The sequence below is a fragment of the Paenibacillus tritici genome (assembly GCF_018207515.1).
In the GTDB taxonomy this organism is placed as follows: domain Bacteria; phylum Bacillota; class Bacilli; order Paenibacillales; family Paenibacillaceae; genus Paenibacillus_AQ; species Paenibacillus_AQ tritici.
The window spans coordinates 5,610,724-5,628,997 of record NZ_CP073365.1 but is presented as its reverse complement, the minus strand read 5'-3'; the positions used below and the strand labels follow the sequence as shown (position 1 = coordinate 5,628,997).

The window sequence follows — 18,274 nt, the reverse complement described above, 5'->3', positions numbered from 1 at the left end:
TCGTAGGTACAAACTCACAAGCAAATTACAATTAGAAAAGATAGAGACAGAGAGAAACATACTGATATAGCTAAGGGGGAATGAAAGTGAAGAAAGCTAAGAAAAATGTGATCCTCATCCTGGCATTACTGCTATCATTGACGATGCTGTTGTCTGCCTGCTCCAAAGAAAATGCAAACAATGAAAACTCGGAAAATAATACAAAAACGACGAACAATGATGCAACGGGAAGCAATCAAAAAGAGATTGTTCTGAAAGGATATCTGCTTGGAGAGGCACCAAAAGGAATGCCTGAGGTGTTAGCTGCACTTAATGAGAAGCTGAAAAAAGACATCAATGCTACCATTGACCTGAATTACATCGGCTGGGGGGATGTTCAGTCGAAGTATCCGTTGCTGCTGGCTGCAGGCGAAGATGTGGATTTTATCTTTTCAGCAGATTGGAATTCTTATGTTGAACAAGCGAATAAAGGAGCCTTTCATGAGCTGAAGCCAGAAGATATAGCCAAATATATGCCGAAGAAATCAGCTGCTATTGATCCTGCCGCCTGGGAAGAAGCAAAGATTAACGGCAAAATCTTTATGATTCCGAAAACCACCCCAGGTAGTAATGTCTTCGTATCTGTGCTTCGTAAGGATATTATGGCAGAAGCAGGCCTCACGGAGGTGAAACACCTCTCTGAAATTGGTCCATATCTGGAAGCCGTTAAGAAAAACCATCCGGATATGATTGGCCTAAACCTGGATTCACAGGTTGATTTACCGACACCCTACCAACACCTGATGCGTGACAAGATTGGCTACACGGGTGGTCCCTTTGGGGGTGGACCTTTAGCCCAAGGAGTAGCTTACGATTTTACAGATTTGACTGGGAAAATCTATAGCATGGTAGAAGAGCCATACCTTAGCGCACAGAAATATGCTGCCGGCATCATGAAGGACTGGTATGACAAGGGTTATGTTAACAAAAACCCGTATGCAAACAAAATCCGCTCCAAGGATAACTTTGTGGAAGGGAAATCTGCGGTAGCGTTTGGCAACAGCACAGATATTGCCGCCACAATTGAAGCGGCTGAAGCGAAAGGAATTGACAGCTATATCATTCCATCCCTGATGCCTAACGGTAAGGTCCCAATGGGGAATTATATAGGAGGTGGAATTTCTATTGCGGCTAATTCCAAGAATCCGGAACGTGTTATGCAGGCATTTGACCTTATCATGGAAGATCCATCTTATGTATATTTAACTTATTTTGGCATCGAAGGCAAAAATTATGTGATTACTCCAGATGATAAAATCGGACTGCCAGAAGGGGTAACGGCTGATACAAATACCTATCCTCCAGATGCTGCAGGTTTCTGGTTCTTAAATAGTGCTTTATTTAAGCCTTTGAGCACCTGGCCACAGGCTTATATTGACCTCTGGAAAAAACAGGACGAATATAATACGTCAGACTACGCATTTAACGGTTTCAGCTTTAACTCAGAGAACGTTAAGACGCAGATTGCAAATCTGGCCAATGCTTCGACACAATTTGCCAACCCGATTTATATCGGTGCTGTCAAAGATGTGGATAAAGCTTTTGACGAACTGAGCAAAAACCTTAATAGTGCTGGTCTGGATAAGGTCAAAGCTGAGGTTGAAGCCCAAGCTGAGGCATTCCTGGCAAAGAAGAAATAACCGTATTTTTAAACGGAATATTTGGATCTTAATCACGGGTCGTTTTACAAGAGTGCAGACGTTTTTGCTGTGCTCTTGTAACGGCTTGTTATTGTTTGGACCCGTTGATGGAATCATCGAACAAGCTCGCCAAGAAAACGTGTGGCTTATGGATTCTCGGTAGGCAGCTTTCCTTCTGCGTTACGTGTGGAACTGTATTGATTTTGTATATTGTGCTATGTAGAGAAAAGTCGTCAAATGAATAATGAAAAGTCGTTATAAGAGCAGAATGGGTCCATTCTTCACTATATAGTTGAATATACTTATAGAATAAATCGAGTTATCCAGGGAAATGATGAATTACTAAAGTATTAATTCAAATTGGTAATGAGTAATAAAGCCGGGCGGGGGGTCCCACCGGCTTTATTGTTATTACTGTATGCCTGGTCAAGCTAAGTATGCATAATCGATGGGAATCATCGAAATAAGAATTTAGTCGCCTAGCAACTGCAAAGAGCTGGCTACTTAAATGCATAACGTAATTTGGATTCCTTAAGGGGGAGTACATCATGAAACTGCTGATCGTTGATGATGAAGAAAGAACAAGGGAAATGCTTTATAAGCATATTGCCTGGAAGGAGCTAGGTATTCATGAGGTGGAAACGGCACGTAATGGCTTAGTTGCCTTGGAGAAATGTGAGAATTTTGCCCCTGACATTGTACTTTGTGATATCCGGATGCCGAAGATGGATGGTATTGAATTCGCGAAGCGGCTCCGCGAAAGCGGTATCTCATGTAAACTGCTGTTTCTAAGCGGCTTCTCAGACAAAGAATATCTGATGTCGGCGATCAGGCTGAATGCTCTTGACTATATTGAGAAGCCTATTAATTTGGACAAAGTCCGGGAGGCAGTTGGAAAGGCAGTGGAATCCAGAAAACATGAAGAGAGAAAACGGCTGGAGGAACGCCAACTGCAAGATGCCCGCGATGAAGGTCTGCCTTATCTGAGACAGGAGATGGTCCGCAAGCTGATTACGGTTCCCGGTTCGCACCATGTGCAGGAAGCACTGGAGAGCAAAGAGACGTTTCTTCTGCCTTTGGAAGGAACGTACACTGTGATTGCTTCGTCCTTGTACTGGCAGCCGCTGCAGTATCCTGAAGATCTAAAGTCCTTACAGGAGACACTGCTGCGGAGACTGAATATGAATAGTACGCTTGCTTCGCTTCGTGGCATCTGCGGTTTCGATTCACGACAATTTTTGATCTTCATTCTGCCGGAAGCATTTGGCAGCAGCTATCGGGAGCAACGCACTATTCTGGAGGAGCTTTATGCTGAAGTGGACGGAATTACTGGCGGGAGTATCCGTGTCCGTATGGGGGTCGGAGATTCTGTAAAAGAACGGATGCAGATTCCCTTCTCGTATAACAAAGCCCTGAATGCGTGCAATCTTCATTATTATAACGAAAACAGCAGGCTGTTTTTTGCCAGTGAACTTGGCGTAAGCAGGGAATTGGCTACCGATTGGGATATGGTACGTAGATTACGAAGTTTGCTGAAACAGGAAGAGTTGGAAGCTGCCCGTAGTCTTATTATGAACTGGACCAAACAGGCAAGGGCAGCACGTGATTTGGATATAGTCCGGCTAAAAGATTCATACTTCCAGTTCTTATTGGTCATCCTCGATGTCGCGGTGCAACTAGGATTTACTGACACAGATGAGGATACCGAGCGGCGGTATATATGGAAGGATATTGACCGTGTTCCCGACCTAGTAAGCATGGAGCAATATATCCTCTCCTTCTTGAACTTATTCCTAATGCCGCCGGAATCGGAGGGGAGTTCCGGCAAAATGAGGGAAATCCTGCAGTATATTCACAAACGCTTTCATGAAAGGGGATTCGCTATTCAGGATATCGCCAATCAGGTCGGACTAAATGAGACTTATCTCTGTTCTTTTTTCAAGAAGCAGAAAGGCGGTACCATCAAAGAATATATCTCTTCCCTAAGAGTAGACAAGGCCAAGGAACTGCTTCTGGACAAGGAACTGAAGCTGTATGAGGTGGCAGACCGGACAGGCTTCGCCGATGCCAACTACTTTACCACCTTTTTCAAAAAATATGCAGGCTGTACACCTTCGGAATATCGAGAGAGGATGACCAAATGAAAAGGAAGTTCCGGAGACCTTTCGCTGATTTTAGCATCCGATATAAGCTATTTGCTTCCTATTTGCTGGTCATCATTATTCCGTTGGTTTTATTGCTCTTTGTGCATTTGTATCTAACCGAGAATGAAACGGAGAAACAGGCATTGTATTCTGCCCGGAAAATGTTGGAGGAGACTAAGTCATACTTGCAGTATCGTGCAGAAACGGTCAAAGAAGTATTGAATTTCATTGCCTTCAATGATACAGTGCAGACCCTTGTCAATGAGGATCCGAAAAGATATAAGGATGTAAATCTCTGGGGAACAGATGCTAATAAGCTAGCCAGGGTATTAGGACAGTATCGATACAATTCGGATATTAAAACGGTTCAGCTCTATATGAAACAGGGACTTGCTTCATCCACTGAGAGTTCCGATTTTTTGAGAATGGATAATTTGGAGCATAGCCGCTGGTTCAATAACTTCGTAACCTCTCGATCTGTTTTCACCTGGATGCGATCTTCCTCTCTTGATCAGGAAACAGGCAGTGGTACAATATCTGTTCTCCGAGTCATTCCGAATGCTCACAACATACAGAAGATAGACGGGATAGTACGCGCCCAGATATTAAACAGTACATTGATTTCTATACTGGAACATGCCATTGCCACTCCTTCCACATCCGTAGCCTTATACAATGACCGGGGTGAAATTCTTGGCACCTCCAATACATTTGCGTATAGCACTAAGGAATTTAATGAGATATTGACAAAGGGTTCAATTGCTGGAGGAATGGATATCTGGTTGGATCGGCTGGAGTTCAATGGACAGCAAATTCTGCTGGGACTTCAGCCAATCCCTGGGACGAATATGAGTATAGCTATGATTGTACCTTACTCTGACATATTGAAATCGAGCCATATTATGCGTAACCGGCTAATCTTCATTTTTTTTCTGATCATTCCGCTCACCTTTGTGCTGTCTTTTATCGTTGCTGGTTCAGCTACTAAACGTCTGAGGCAGCTTCTACGGCATGTGCGCAAAGTCAAGAATGGTAATTTTCGCATTGATCCGCTTCCGGCCAATCAGGACGAAATCGGTGAACTTACCCGTAATTTCAATGTAATGGTGGAGAATGTGTCTAGGTTAATGGATCAGACCTACACACTTGGGCGCGAAGTGAAAAACAAAGAGTTAAAGGCATTGCAGGCCCAAATTAACCCGCACTTTCTATACAACACCCTGGATCTAATCAATGTAATGGCTATTGAATCCGACAATGAAGAAATATCCAAAGTAGTGGACAGGCTGGCACTATTTTACCGCTTGAGCCTATCGAATGGCAAAGAAATCGTTACCTTGGAAAGTGAACTTAGGCATATTGCATCTTATGTGTCAATTCAGAATATGCGGTTTAACAATGCGATCTTATTGACTCTGAAGGTTCCGCCAGAGCTGCAAAGCAGTACGGTGCCGAAAATTATGCTTCAACCTCTAATTGAGAATGCAATCTTGCACGGCATATTGGAACGGGATTCGGAGAAAGGCGAAATCCAGGTGACAGCAATAGAGGAGGAGGGAGATTTGATTGTAGAAGTCAGCGATGACGGCATTGGTATGGAAAAAGAGGTGTTAGAGAATGTGTTGATTAGACCAATTAGCAAACAAACAGGAGGCTTCGGCATACGGAACATTCAAGAGCGAATTCAGTTGAATTATGGACCTCAGTACGGATTATCCTTCACCAGCCTACCTGATGGAGGGACTACCGTTCGAATCCGCCTTCCGAAATTAAGCATTAACCAAGGAAATTAAAGAAAATCGAAACTTTCTCTCGTAGGTACAAACTCACAAGCAAATTACAATTAGAAAAGATAGAGACAGAGAGAAACATACTGATATAGCTAAGGGGGAATGAAAGTGAAGAAAGCTAAGAAAAATGTGATTCTCATCCTGACAATACTGCTATCACTGACGATGCTGTTGTCTGCCTGCTCCAAAGGAAATGCAAACAATGAAAACTCGGCAAACAATGCAAAAACCGCAAATAATGATGAAGCGGCAACAAATCAAAAAGAGGTTGTTCTGAAAGGATACTTGCTTGGCGAGGCACCGAAAGGAATGCCAGAGGTGCTTGCAGCGCTTAATGAGAAGCTGAAAAAAGACATTAATGCTACCATTGAACTGAATTACATCGGCTGGGGGGATGTTCAGTCGAAGTATCCGTTGCTGCTGGCTGCAGGCGAAGATGTGGATTTTATCTTTTCAGCAGATTGGAATTATTACGTGGAACAAGCGAATAAAGGAGCCTTTCATGAGCTGAAGCCAGAAGATATCGCCAAATATATGCCGAAGAAATCAGCTGCTATTGATCCATCCGCTTGGGAAGAGGCCAAGATTAACGGTAAAATCTTTATGATTCCGAAGACTACCCCGGACAGCAGTGTCTTTGTGTCTGTACTTCGTAAGGATATTATGACGGAAGCTGGCCTTGGCGAGGTGAAACACCTTTCTGAAATCGGTCCATATCTGGAGGCTGTCAAGAAAAATCATCCGGATATGATTGGCCTAAACCTGGATTCACAGGTTGATTTACCAACGCCATACCAACATCTGATGCGCGATAAAATTGGATTTACGGGTCCCTTTGGAGGCGGTGGTTTGGCTCAAGGCGTAACATATGATGCTGCAGATCCAACTGGGAAAATCTACAGCATGGTGGAAGAGCCTTACCTGAGCGCACAAAAATATGCTGCTCGCATCATGAAAGAATGGTATGACAAGGGTTATGTTAACAAAAATCCGTATGCAAACAAAATCCGCTCCAAGGATAATTTTGTAGAAGGCAAATCTGCAGTAGCATTTGGTAACACCATAGATATTGCCGCCACAATTGAAGCGGCTGAAGCGAAAGGGATTGAAAGTTATATCATTCCGTCATTGATGCCTAACGGTAAATACCCAATGGGTGGTGTGTTAGGCGCAGGAATTTCTATTGCGGCCAATTCCAAAAATCCGGAACGTGTGATGCAGGCATTTGATCTTATTATGGAAGATCCATCCTATGTGTATTTGACTTATTTCGGGATCGAAGGAAAGAACTATATCATCACCCCGGATGATAAAATCGGGCTGCCGGAAGGGGTAACAGCCGATACCAATACCTATCCTCCTGACGCTGCAGGCTTCTGGTTCGTAAATAAGGCGTTGTTTAAACCGATGAGTACTTGGCCACAAGTTTATATCAATCTCTGGGAGAAGCTAGACGAATATGACACCTCGGACTACGCATATAAAGGTTTTAGCTTCAACTCGGATAACGTCAAGACGCAGATTGCCAACCTGGCCAATGCCTCGACACAATATGCCAACCCGATTTATATCGGTGTTGTCAAAGATGTGGACAAAGCTTTTGACGAACTGAGCAAAAACCTTAACAGTGCTGGTCTGGATAAGGTCAAAGCTGAGGTACAAGCCCAAGCGGATGCATTCCTGGCAAACAAGAAATAATCAGCATTGCTTATAGATTAATTAAAAGAGCGCAGTAACATTTCTACGCTCTTTTAAATACTGTCTATCATGATTCCTCAAAAAAACCTTGAAAGTGAGTTGAATTGTATGATCGGTACTTGGCATTTTCTGCATCAAACCCCGGATACGACGATAAAAATGCAGTTCATTATTGATCAAAAAGAAGCTTTTACACTATCCGTTATCTTGGAGCCTTTTCCATTTCCAGTGGAGATCGACACGGTAACAGTTGAAGGGAATCTTTTACAAGCCAGAGGAACTTCCCAGTTCGTCTCAGGCGAAACTTTCGAATTTGATTTGACCTTTGAAGATGAGAAATTCCAGGGCAGGATCAAACTTCCATACCAGGAGGCCTTCTTCGTGAAGGGTACGAGAGGGAACGGTCCATCTCTCGAAGATTTGCTGATTTCGACACTCTCTCCTTACCGGAAAAGCGATGTGAAGCCAAGGAACGACCAAGAAATCCGTGAAGCTGTAGAAATTCTGCTTAACAAGATGTCCATCACTGATAAAATCGGTCAGATGAGCCAGTGTATGTCTACAAACCTCTCCCTTGGATCAGATATCGAGTCTGAGACGCCAGAAAAATTGATTACGGAAGGTCGGGTAGGCTCAATACTCTCTGCCGTAAACAGTAACCGCGTGTTCGAATTGCAGAAAATCGCGGTTGAACGGTCCCCTCACGGTATCCCGTTATTATTTAACTTTGACGTGATCCACGGTTTTCAGACCATTTTTCCGGTACCACTTGCCTGGTCCTGCAGTTGGGATATGGCAGCAATCAAAGAAGCTAACGCGATTGCCTCGAAAGAAGCCAGCGCTACCGGTATAACGTATAATCACGGGCCAATGGTTGATGTAACCAGAGACCCTAGATGGGGTCGTGTCGTGGAAGGGGCTGGCGAAGATCCCTATCTGGGCAGCCTAATCGCCAAAGCTCAAGTCGAAGGATTCCAAGGGGATAGCCTGTTTGATCCGGAGACGATCATTGCTTGTTTGAAGCATTTCGTGGCATACGGGGCTGCTGAGGCAGGCCGGGATTACAATACAGTGGATATTTCGGAAGGCACGCTCCGCAATGTATTCTTGCCGCCATTTCAGGCAGGGATTGAAGCTGGCGCAGGTTCGGTTATGAATTCCTTCAATACGTACCAAGGCGTGCCGGTGGCAGGCAACCGATACATTCTTAACGAATTGCTTCGAAAAGAGCTTGGCTTTGACGGGATATTGATCTCGGATTATGGTGCGATTGATGAAATTGTCGCTCATGGAAATGCAAAAGACAGCAAAGAAGCAGCCCAAAAGGCGCTTGAGGCAACCATGGATATAGAAATGGTCACACGTTCGTATGACCATCTCCATGAATTAATTGAAAGGGGCTTCGTTGTGGAGGAACAACTAAATGAAGCTGTACGGCGCATTCTGACCTTTAAGTATAAGATTGGCATTATGGATGATCCGTTCCGCTATGTTCGTCCGGAGAAAGAGAAGGAATACCACTTCCATCCGATGCATTTGGAGGCAAGCCGAAAGTTAGCTCAGAAGTCTATTGTCCTGTTGAAGAATAACGGCGCTCTCCCGCTTGCAGTCAAAGAACAAAAGCTGGCTGTAATAGGTCCATTCGGTGATAGCAAGGATATGCTGGGCCCCTGGCAGTGGTCCCGGTATTCGAAGGAGACAGTTACGCTGAGAGAGGGTCTGGAAGAGAAAGGATTTCCGAAGACTCATCTGCTGATGGAAGCAGGTTGTAACGTAGAAGAAGCAGTGGATGGGGGAATCGAGCGGGCTGTTGCGGTGGCGGAACAAGCGGATATCGTCATTCTGGCACTTGGGGAGAGCAGTGAAATGTCTGGCGAGGCAGCGTCCCGCATGGATATAACGCTGCCGAAGGTGCAGCAGGAGCTTGCGGAGGCTATAGTTCGAGTGGGTAAGCCGACAATACTGGTCCTGACCAATGGAAGACCCCTGGTACTGGACTGGTTCGAGCGTCATGTGGCTGCCATTGTAGAGACGTGGTTCCTGGGATCACAAGCCGGGCATGCCATAGCCGATGTGCTCTTAGGCGACTATAATCCCTCGGGCAAACTGACGATGAGTTTTCCCGCCCATATTGGACAAGTACCGGTATATTATAGCCACTTTAAAACAGGAAGACCGGTAACGGAAAGCAATAAAGGAGAAAAATTCTTTTCCAGATATATCGATGGTTCCAATGAGCCGCTATACCCGTTCGGTTATGGCCTAAGCTATACGAATTTTGAGATTTCGGACATTCGTTTATCACAAACGCAGTTGACGGATTCAGAAACGATAGTCGCTAGCGTCATGGTCAGCAATACAGGAAGAGTACCGGGAGAAGAAACCGTTCAAATGTATATCCAGGATCTTTATGGCAGCGTAGTTCGTCCTGTAAAGGAGCTAAAAGGATTCGAGAAAGTGAAATTAGCGGCAGGTGAAGCAAAAGAGATCTGTTTCAGTATTACCAAGGCGGATTTGGTGTACTGGAATCCGGATCTGAAGTATGGAGCTGAGCCGGGGGATTTCAAGGTATACATCGGCACAAGTTCTCATGATGTGAAAGAAGCTTCATTTGAGCTTTTACACACGAAGCATGACTAATGAAGTCGGTAAATGAAGAAAGAATAGTCGCTTCAAGAGTAGAGCAGGTTTGTGTCTCAGCATAAACTGAAGTTGCGCTATATTTTTATTAGTTTTTAAAGAAATAAAAAATATCACTAGTAGAGTATCAGATTTAAAATAGTTAAAATATGGTGAATGTGATATAGTCGAGATAAAAAGAGGTGTCGACTATGAGAAACCGTGAATTTACCGTTTGCTTAACCGCAAATCAGCAGAATGAATTACTGGAGATTTGCTCGAAAGGTAAGGTGGCCGCACGATCTCTTCGGCGAGCCCAAATTCTGTTGTGGGCAGATGAGAATCGACTGGACGGAAAACTTACAGATGTAGAAATTGCCAAGCAGCTACACATCCATACGAACACCGTATATCTGGTGCGCAAGTCCTTTGCAGTGAACGGAATGCAGGCGGCACTTGAACGAAAAAAGAGACTGACCCCGCCGAATCCTCCAAAGGTTACTGGCGAATTGGAGGCGAGAATCATCGCGCTCAGTTGCAGTACACCACCGGTGGGAAGAAGTCGGTGGACCCTTCGGCTGTTGGCAGATAAGACCGTAGAACTGGGGTACATTGACAGCATTTCGTACGACACGGTCGATCGGATTTTAAAAAAACGAACTCAAACCCCATCTTCGTAAATGTTGGTGTATCCCGCCAAAGCAGAATGCGGCGTTTGTGGCAGCCATGGAAGATGTGCTAGAGGTCTACCATTTGCCCTACAATAGAGAATATCCTGTCATTTGCATGGATGAGAAACCCTTCCAACTGCTGGATGATAGGCGCAACCCCATTCCGATGAAACCAGCCAAGCCATTGCGAGAAGATTCCGAATACGTACGCCATGGAACCTGTAGTATCTTTATTTTCACAGAACCACTTGCAGGCTGGAGGCATGTCAGCGTTCGTCCACGACGTACCAAAATCGAATGGGCGGAGCAAGTTCGAGAACTCTTGGACGTTCATTACCCGAACACACCGACCCTTCGTTTGGTGATGGACAACTTAAACACACATTCCATTGCCTCGTTATATGAGGCTTTTGAACCCGAGACAGCGCTGCGTCTAGCCAAACGGCTCGAGATCCACTACACGCCTAAACATGGCAGCTGGCTAAACATTGCTGAAATTGAGCTGAGTGTCATGACAAGCCAATGTTTAGACAGACGGATTCCCTCTATGGAAGAGCTAGCCAGCGAACTAACCGAATGGGAATCGACTCGAAACGCTGTTCAAAAAGGAGTGGATTGGCAATTCACTACGGAAGATGCACGAGTCAAACTCAAAAGGTTATATCCACAGTTTAAAGACTGATGAGCTACTAGGAGGATAAATATGATCTACAAAGATGCAAGTAAGTCTATTCAAGAGAGAGTCGAAGATTTAATTGGAAGAATGACATTGAAGGAAAAAGTAGCCCAGCTATATTGTGTAAATTCATATGGAGGAGAATCCGTTTATGATACCAGAGCAGAAAAATTAAAGGATGGAATTGGTACCATAAGCTATTTAAATGATTCCTTTACAGGTGACCTTAATAAGGATAAGGAGACTATAAAAGGCATACAAAAATTCCTTGTTGAGGAAACGAGATTGGGGATTCCGGGGCTGTTTCATAGTGAAGGAATAGCTGGAGCGCAGATACCCGCTGCAACTACTTTTCCTCAGTCTCTTAATCTTGCTTCTACCTGGGACCCGGCTTTAGCACAAAAAATGGGTACAGTAGTCAAAAAACAGTTAACGGCATTTGGGCTCAAGGCCGTACATTCCCCCCTGTTTGACTTGGGGAGAGATCCTAGATTCGGAAGAATTGGTGAAACCTATGGGGAGGATCCCTATTTAGTTGCGCAAATGGGCGTGTCTTTTGTCAAAGGAATACAAGGTGATAATGAGATAATGGCTACCGCCAAGCATTTTATCGGTTATGGCAATGCTGAAGGGGGAAGAGGTGGCGGAGAACAGCAAATAGCTGAAAGGAAATTGTTTGATACTTATTGCTTCCCTTTTGAAGCAGCCATTCATGAGGCGAACGTGAAAGCTATTATGAATAGTTATGGGATGTTAAATGACCAGGCAGTGTCTACATCCAAATGGCTTCTTACAGACATTCTAAGAAATAAGTTAGGGTTTAAGGGACTGGTAGTAGCTGATTATGGCAGTATCACACATTCATTTTTACGGTACAGAGTAGCAGAAGATGCTAAAGAGGCAGGGATTCTGGCATTCAAAGCTGGAATGGATGTAGAACAACCTGGCAACCAGTGTTACCAGTACTTAGTAGAAGCAGTTGAGTCAGGTGAACTTGAAGAGGCACATATTGACATTTCGCTTAGCCGGGTACTTGAGACCAAATTTACATTAGGTCTATTCGAGAATCCTTATGAAGATGGCGATTTCTTCAATGAAATAAAAAAAGCGGAGAATGCAGAATTATCACAAGATATTGCTGAGAAATCCATGGTATTGGTCAAAAATGAGGACAACATTCTGCCGATCAATAAGAACTTGAAAATAGCGCTGATAGGGCCCAACTCCGATACCAAAACCAATTTTTTTGGAGGATATTCATCCGTTGGATCGGCAAGCACAAAAAGTAGCGATTTTGATAAATCCGAAGAAGACAGCTTCCTGAGAATGCTTTACACAGGGACCATTACCGAACATAAAGAATCATTAAAGTCTATTGGAATTGAATTTGAAGGTAAGCCAACCCCTGAACAGAAAGAAATCATTATGAATATGATCAAGCAGAATTTAAATTCTGACGATTCCTCGGAAAGAGTCTATAAAACGAATGAAGAATTTGTTCAAATGTTTTATCCGGATTGTAAATCTGTAAAAGATGTTTTGGAAGCAGAGTTTGGGAAAGATCATGTAATGCACACCAAAGGCTGCAATATTTTCAAAACCATAGATGGAGGGATTGAATCAGTAAAAGCTGCAGTACAACAGGCGGATATCGTCATTGCAGTATTAGGCGGCAAAGAAAGTATGATTGATCCTGAAGCTACATGCGGTGAAAACAAAGATAATATCAACATTGGTCTTGAAAAGCCTCAACTGGAAATGATGGAAGAAGTATTTAAGCTGAATAAACCTGTAATTTCAATTATCATTGATGGCCGGCCGTTAGCTACACCTTTTGTAAGCGAACACAGTAAAGCGGTCTTGTATTCATGGCTTCCGGCACAGTCTGGAGCTGAAGCCATTGTGAATATCCTTACCGGAAAGACCAATCCTAGTGGAAAGCTGCCGGTGACCATTGTAAAAGAAACAGGCCAGATTCCAATGTATAACAGCAGAGTGCCGCTCTATATTGATATTAATGAGTGGGCTGAATATATTAAAACGAACCAAAACACACCGTTATATCCGTTTGGACATGGATTAAGCTATACACAATTTAAATATAGCGACTTGGAACACGACGACACGGTTCGGGCAGACGGAGAATTGAATCTAGAATTTAAGCTGGAAAATGCGGGTCAGGTTGCCGGGGATGAGGTGGTTCAGGTTTATATCCGCGATAATGTGAGCAGTGTCGCAAGACCTGCAAAACAGCTGGTCGGATTTGCACGGGTTACCTTAGATGTGAATGAAACAAAGAAAATTGCTTTCAAGGTGAATATGAAACAACTGGCATTTCATGATTTGAATATGGAGCAAGTGGTGGAACCAGGGAAGATGGAAGTATTTATAGGTGCTTCATCGCAAGATATCCGTTTAAAAGGTGCCTTTGAGATTATAGGTGAAAAACTTAATATTGAACGTAAGGTATTTTCATCACAGGTAACGATTGAAGAATGTTAGGAGTGAGAAAATGAAATCAGATAAAATCCACCGTTTTACAGATGAAGGTAATACCTGTGTCATTAATACGCCACGGACCCCTAGGCATTGGTACAATTACTTGTGGAGTGAGCAAGGCTATTGCACGCAGGTTTCTCAAATCGGCCATGGCCGAAGCTACTATATCAATTCAAAAGCGGACATGTGTATGATTAATAATCAGGATGCCAAATACTTATATCTGCGTGATGATGACACAAATGTTTTTTGGAATATTGGGGAAGGCCCCTTGAACGAAGAAGTTGAGGACTTCTCGTGTGAGCACAATATAGGGTATTCCATCCTAGAGTCCCAAAAGAACGGTGTCCATGCTTCATGGAAGCTTTTTGTGCCCCACGAAGGGTACAACGAGGTATGGGTGGTCAAAGTAAAGAATAATACGGATAAAGTTAAGCGAATCAGCCTCTTTTCTACCGTTAGCTTTGAACTGGAAGGGTTTAAATACCCACGGTATTACGAAATGTACAGAAGCTGTGAAACCTTCTTTGACGAAAAGCTGAACGGCGTTTACTGTGAGTCCAAACATCCCTTCGCACCTCACAATAGATATAACGGTTATATCGCCTGCTCGGAAACGGTCCACGCCTTTGATGGCAATCTTGGAGAGTTTCTGGGGGAACTGGGGACGTATACCCGTTTGGATTCCATGCCGTCTCCAATGTTCCAGCGGCCCGACGTTGTTGTTAAGGGTAAAGATTGCACGAATTCTCTCACCACACTGGTTAATCTCGGAGGCGTCTTGCAAAATAAACTGGTATTGGCGCCAGGTGAAGAGAAGGAACTATATTATGTACTGGGTGTTAGTGAATCTTTAGATGAAGCGGTTCAAACAGCGGAGCTTTACAGTAGCAAAGAGCGTATCGAACAAGCATTACAGGAAACTAAGGAGCATCAGACAAGCAAATACGCTGCTCTCCATATTTCTACACCTAATGAGAAGTTGAACGTACTTATGAACGAATGGGTGAAAAAACAGGTAGACTTCTGTATTGTCGGCAAAAAAGGAGTGCGTGACAATCTTCAAATTGCCGTTGGCCTTCTCAATTACAGACAGGAGAGAGCCAAAGAGGAAATCATCGAATGCTTGCGGCATCAGTTTAAGGCTGGACATGCTGTACTGACATGGTATCCTTACGACGCTACCCGTTATTCAGATCAGCCGTTCTGGATTATCTGGTCGGTATGTGAGCTGATTAAGGAGACCGGTGATTATTCGCTTCTGGATATGGAGATCGAATATCAGGATGAAGGTTCGGCAACGATGATTGAGCATGTGAAGGCAGCGGTCAACCGTTTAATTGAAGACAAAGGAAAGCATGGCCTTGTACGTATTTTCTTCGCGGATTGGAACGATGCCTTGAATATTACAACGGACCCGGACGCGGAATCTGTCATGCTGTCCGAGCAGTTCTGTTATGCCTTGAAAGAGCTCTCAGCGCTGGTCCGCCGCTTGGGCGATAACGCTTATGCCGATTATTTGGATGAACAGTACCATATCCTCCGAAATGCAATTAACGAAACAGCTTGGGACGGAGGCTGGTATATGCGCGCACTTAGCAAAGAAGAAAATATTGGTTCCAAAGACAGCGTGGGGAGCAAAATCTATATTAACGCACAATCGTGGGCTGTACTTGCCGATATTCCGGATGAAGAGAAGCTGCCCAAGGTACTGGATTCCATGGACAGCATGGAGCATGATTTTGGCTTCCCAATCAATATGCCTCCTTATATGGAATATTCCCCGCATGTAGGCAGAATGGCTGGCATGCTTCCCGGGCTATTCGAGAACGGCGGAGTGTACTGCCATGCAACAGGGTTTAAGATTATGGCGGATTGCAAGGCAGGCCGAGGAGCAGAAGCGATACGGACTTTACTGAAGATCATTCCGGACAGCGAAGCGAATCCATCCACACAATCCGGCGCGGAGCCATATGTCTTCACGAATTGTTATTCCATTCACCCCAAATATTATGGGAAGTCATACCAATCTTGGACAACCGGAACCTCAGCATGGGGACTTATGTCGCTCCTGGAGGGGATTATGGGAATCAAGCGGGATTATGACGGCCTCCGAATTGATCCGTGTTTCCCTGCAGATTGGGAGCAAGCCCAGGTGTACAGAGAATTCCGCGGTATACGTTATGAAATTACTATCCGAAATCCATTAGGGTTGTCTCATGGACAACCGGAGATACAGGTGGACGGAAGCCCTATCAATGGAAATCTACTGCCTCTCTTTCAGGATGACCAGATGCATCGTGTAGATGTTGTAATTAAGCCTATTAGCTAGTAAGCAGTTTTGAGAAATGAAAGAAAAACGGTTGGACTCAGGATAATGAATCCCAAGTCCAACCGTTTTCCTTTTGTTAATAACATTTAATAAAGAAGCTTACTGATGAGTGGACTTCAAGTCGTAAAGTCGTCAAATGATTAACTGAAAATCGTGTGAAGAGTAGAATCAAAGTACGAATTAGGGTACGATTGTCCAAGCCTATAAAAAATGTATTGGAAAAGGGGCATGGAAATTGAAGATTATAGAAAAATATAAAATGAATAAGGAGGCCCCATTTAACAATGAAGAAGTAATGCTTGTTTCGAGGGTCCCTATCTTGATTTGGATATTACTGGTGTATGTGGCGACATTAATCCTACAGAACTTTAACGAATTGATCTTTCTAAACAGTTTATTCTTTTCAATCACATTTGTTTTTCATATCCTGGTTAACTGGAACTCATATTTATTAACTCGTTTCTGGTCATGGTTGTATTTCCTGATTCAAGGTTTGATGATATTAACCTGTGCCTTATTGATGCCTTTCGGATCGCCGGCTGTTCTTATCGGTCTGCTTCCTGTATTAATCGGTCAGAGCATTGGGCTCTATTCTCGAAATAGAGAGATCATATTTGTTTCTTTATACAGTGTGTCGATGTTCTTCTATGCTGAAATATTTTTGAACAAAGCATATGAGCTGTTACTGATAACCCCGCTATTTTTACTGATGCTGATTATAATAATAGCGTACAGTATGTTGTTTCTTCAACAGGTCCATGCACGGTTGCGGACTCAGAACTTTCTGAGGGATTTGGAAAATGCGCACCGCAAGGTGGAGGAACTTACATTAGCTAATGAACGGCAGCGTATGGCCCGCGACCTCCATGATACGCTTGCGCAGGGAGTAGCGAGCTTCATTATGCAGCTTGAGGCTGCTGATGAATTTATCTCACAAGGAAATATTCGAAGATCACAGGAAATTATTCAGCAGTCTATGGGACAAGCGCGAAGAACTTTGGCTGAAGCCCGGAGGGTGATTAATAATTTAAGGTTGAGTTCCGCCTCTGAAATGGTCTTTCATGAGGAGCTCACCGATGAGATACAACGTTTTTTCCAGGCTACAGGAATTAATGTATATCCTAAAATCCAAATGTCCAGCCAAATGTCCAGAATGCTGATGGAGCACAGCCTATATATCGTAAGTGAATGTCTAACTAATGTGGCAAAGCATGCTAAGGCGAACAAAGTCTGGGTGACTGTGACTGAGCAGAATGATCGTATTGAGATTGAGGTTAAGGATAACGGGACAGGTTTTGATACAAGCCAGGTTGGCAAACAAGCAGGTCATTATGGCTTGCTGGGATTATATGAACGTGTACGGTTGATTGGAGGTGAAATCCAGATTACCAGTATCTCAAACGGTACAAAAATAAGGATGGAAGCACCTATTCATAAAGGAGACAAGCTATGAGTACTATAAAGGTGTTGATTGTGGATGATCATCAGCTCATTCGTGATGGTTTGAAGCTCATTGTTGAGACGAATGAACGGTTTGTTATCATTGGAGAAGCAGAAAATGGACAGGTGGCGCTGCGTCTGATTGAAGAGATGAAGCCCGATGTGATTTTGTTGGACCTGAATATGCCAGTGATGAGCGGGATGGAAACAATGGAGGCATTAAGGAACAAACAATGTGAGATTCCCGTCATCATTTTAACAACCTACAACGAAGATGAATTAATGGTAAATGCGTTGGCATTGGGAGCAAAAGGTTATCTGCTGAAAGACACCAATCGTACAAATCTGTTTCGGAGCATCGAATCTGCGATCTGGGGAGAGACATTGCTGCAGCCCGATATCATGAACAAAGTGTTAGCGGCAAAAGAGAGTAAAGAAAGTACAGGCTCCAGCAAAAAGGAGTTCCCTATTTTAACGGACAAGGAGCAAGTCATACTCCAATTTGTTGCACGCGGATATAAAAGCAAGGAGATCGCCTTTGACATGGGAGTCACGGAACGGACGGTCAAGGCGCATTTAACAACGATCTATACTAAACTAGGAGTTGATTCAAGATCCCAAGCGGTGGCTACGGCTATGGAACGTGGGATAATTCATATCTAAGGATACTTGGACCCTCCATGAATCAAGGTAAGGGCGATCTAAGACGGGTATCTGTTTAGGATA

Annotated in this window: 10 protein-coding genes; all 10 read left to right on the top strand. The window is 43.8% G+C overall.

Going from position 1 to position 18,274, the window contains the following annotated elements; all coding sequences use genetic code 11:
- Positions 1-86 precede the first annotated feature (86 nt).
- Complete coding sequence (locus KDC22_RS24085; RefSeq protein ID WP_211720622.1) at positions 87-1,679, top strand: ABC transporter substrate-binding protein; 1,593 nt, start codon at positions 87-89, stop codon at positions 1,677-1,679.
- A gap of 548 nt (positions 1,680-2,227) precedes the next feature.
- Entirely contained in the window at positions 2,228-3,823 is a 1,596-nt protein-coding gene (locus KDC22_RS24080) for a response regulator (protein WP_211720621.1), read from the top strand.
- Positions 3,820-5,616 (top strand): sensor histidine kinase, encoded by a 1,797-nt coding sequence (locus tag KDC22_RS24075; protein WP_211720620.1) that lies wholly within the window; start codon positions 3,820-3,822, stop codon positions 5,614-5,616. The genes KDC22_RS24080 and KDC22_RS24075 overlap by 4 nt, the downstream gene beginning before the upstream one ends.
- Before the next feature lie 105 nt (positions 5,617-5,721).
- Positions 5,722-7,311, top strand: coding sequence for an ABC transporter substrate-binding protein (locus KDC22_RS24070; protein ID WP_211720619.1), 1,590 nt, complete (start codon positions 5,722-5,724; stop codon positions 7,309-7,311).
- 69 nt (positions 7,312-7,380) lie between these two features.
- Positions 7,381-9,951, top strand: coding sequence for a beta-glucosidase BglX (bglX, locus tag KDC22_RS24065; RefSeq protein WP_246552937.1), 2,571 nt, complete (start codon positions 7,381-7,383; stop codon positions 9,949-9,951).
- A gap of 191 nt (positions 9,952-10,142) precedes the next feature.
- A protein-coding gene (locus tag KDC22_RS24060; protein ID WP_211720618.1) for an IS630 family transposase occupies positions 10,143-11,283 on the top strand; the annotation gives its coding sequence in 2 pieces (ribosomal slippage) (positions 10,143-10,582 and positions 10,581-11,283; 1,143 coding nt in all).
- Positions 11,284-11,304: 21 nt separating this feature from the next.
- Positions 11,305-13,779, top strand: coding sequence for a glycoside hydrolase family 3 N-terminal domain-containing protein (locus KDC22_RS24055; protein WP_211720617.1), 2,475 nt, complete (start codon positions 11,305-11,307; stop codon positions 13,777-13,779).
- A 10-nt stretch (positions 13,780-13,789) separates the two neighbouring features.
- Positions 13,790-16,108, top strand: a complete 2,319-nt coding sequence (locus KDC22_RS24050; protein ID WP_211720616.1) for a GH36-type glycosyl hydrolase domain-containing protein — start codon at positions 13,790-13,792, stop codon at positions 16,106-16,108.
- Positions 16,109-16,343: 235 nt separating this feature from the next.
- Positions 16,344-17,561 carry a sensor histidine kinase gene (locus KDC22_RS24045; RefSeq protein WP_211720615.1) on the top strand — a complete coding sequence of 406 codons (1,218 nt, stop codon included), beginning with the start codon at positions 16,344-16,346 and terminating at the stop codon, positions 17,559-17,561.
- Complete coding sequence (locus KDC22_RS24040) at positions 17,558-18,211, top strand: response regulator (protein ID WP_211720614.1); 654 nt, start codon at positions 17,558-17,560, stop codon at positions 18,209-18,211. The genes KDC22_RS24045 and KDC22_RS24040 overlap by 4 nt, the downstream gene beginning before the upstream one ends.
- Positions 18,212-18,274 lie beyond the last annotated feature (63 nt).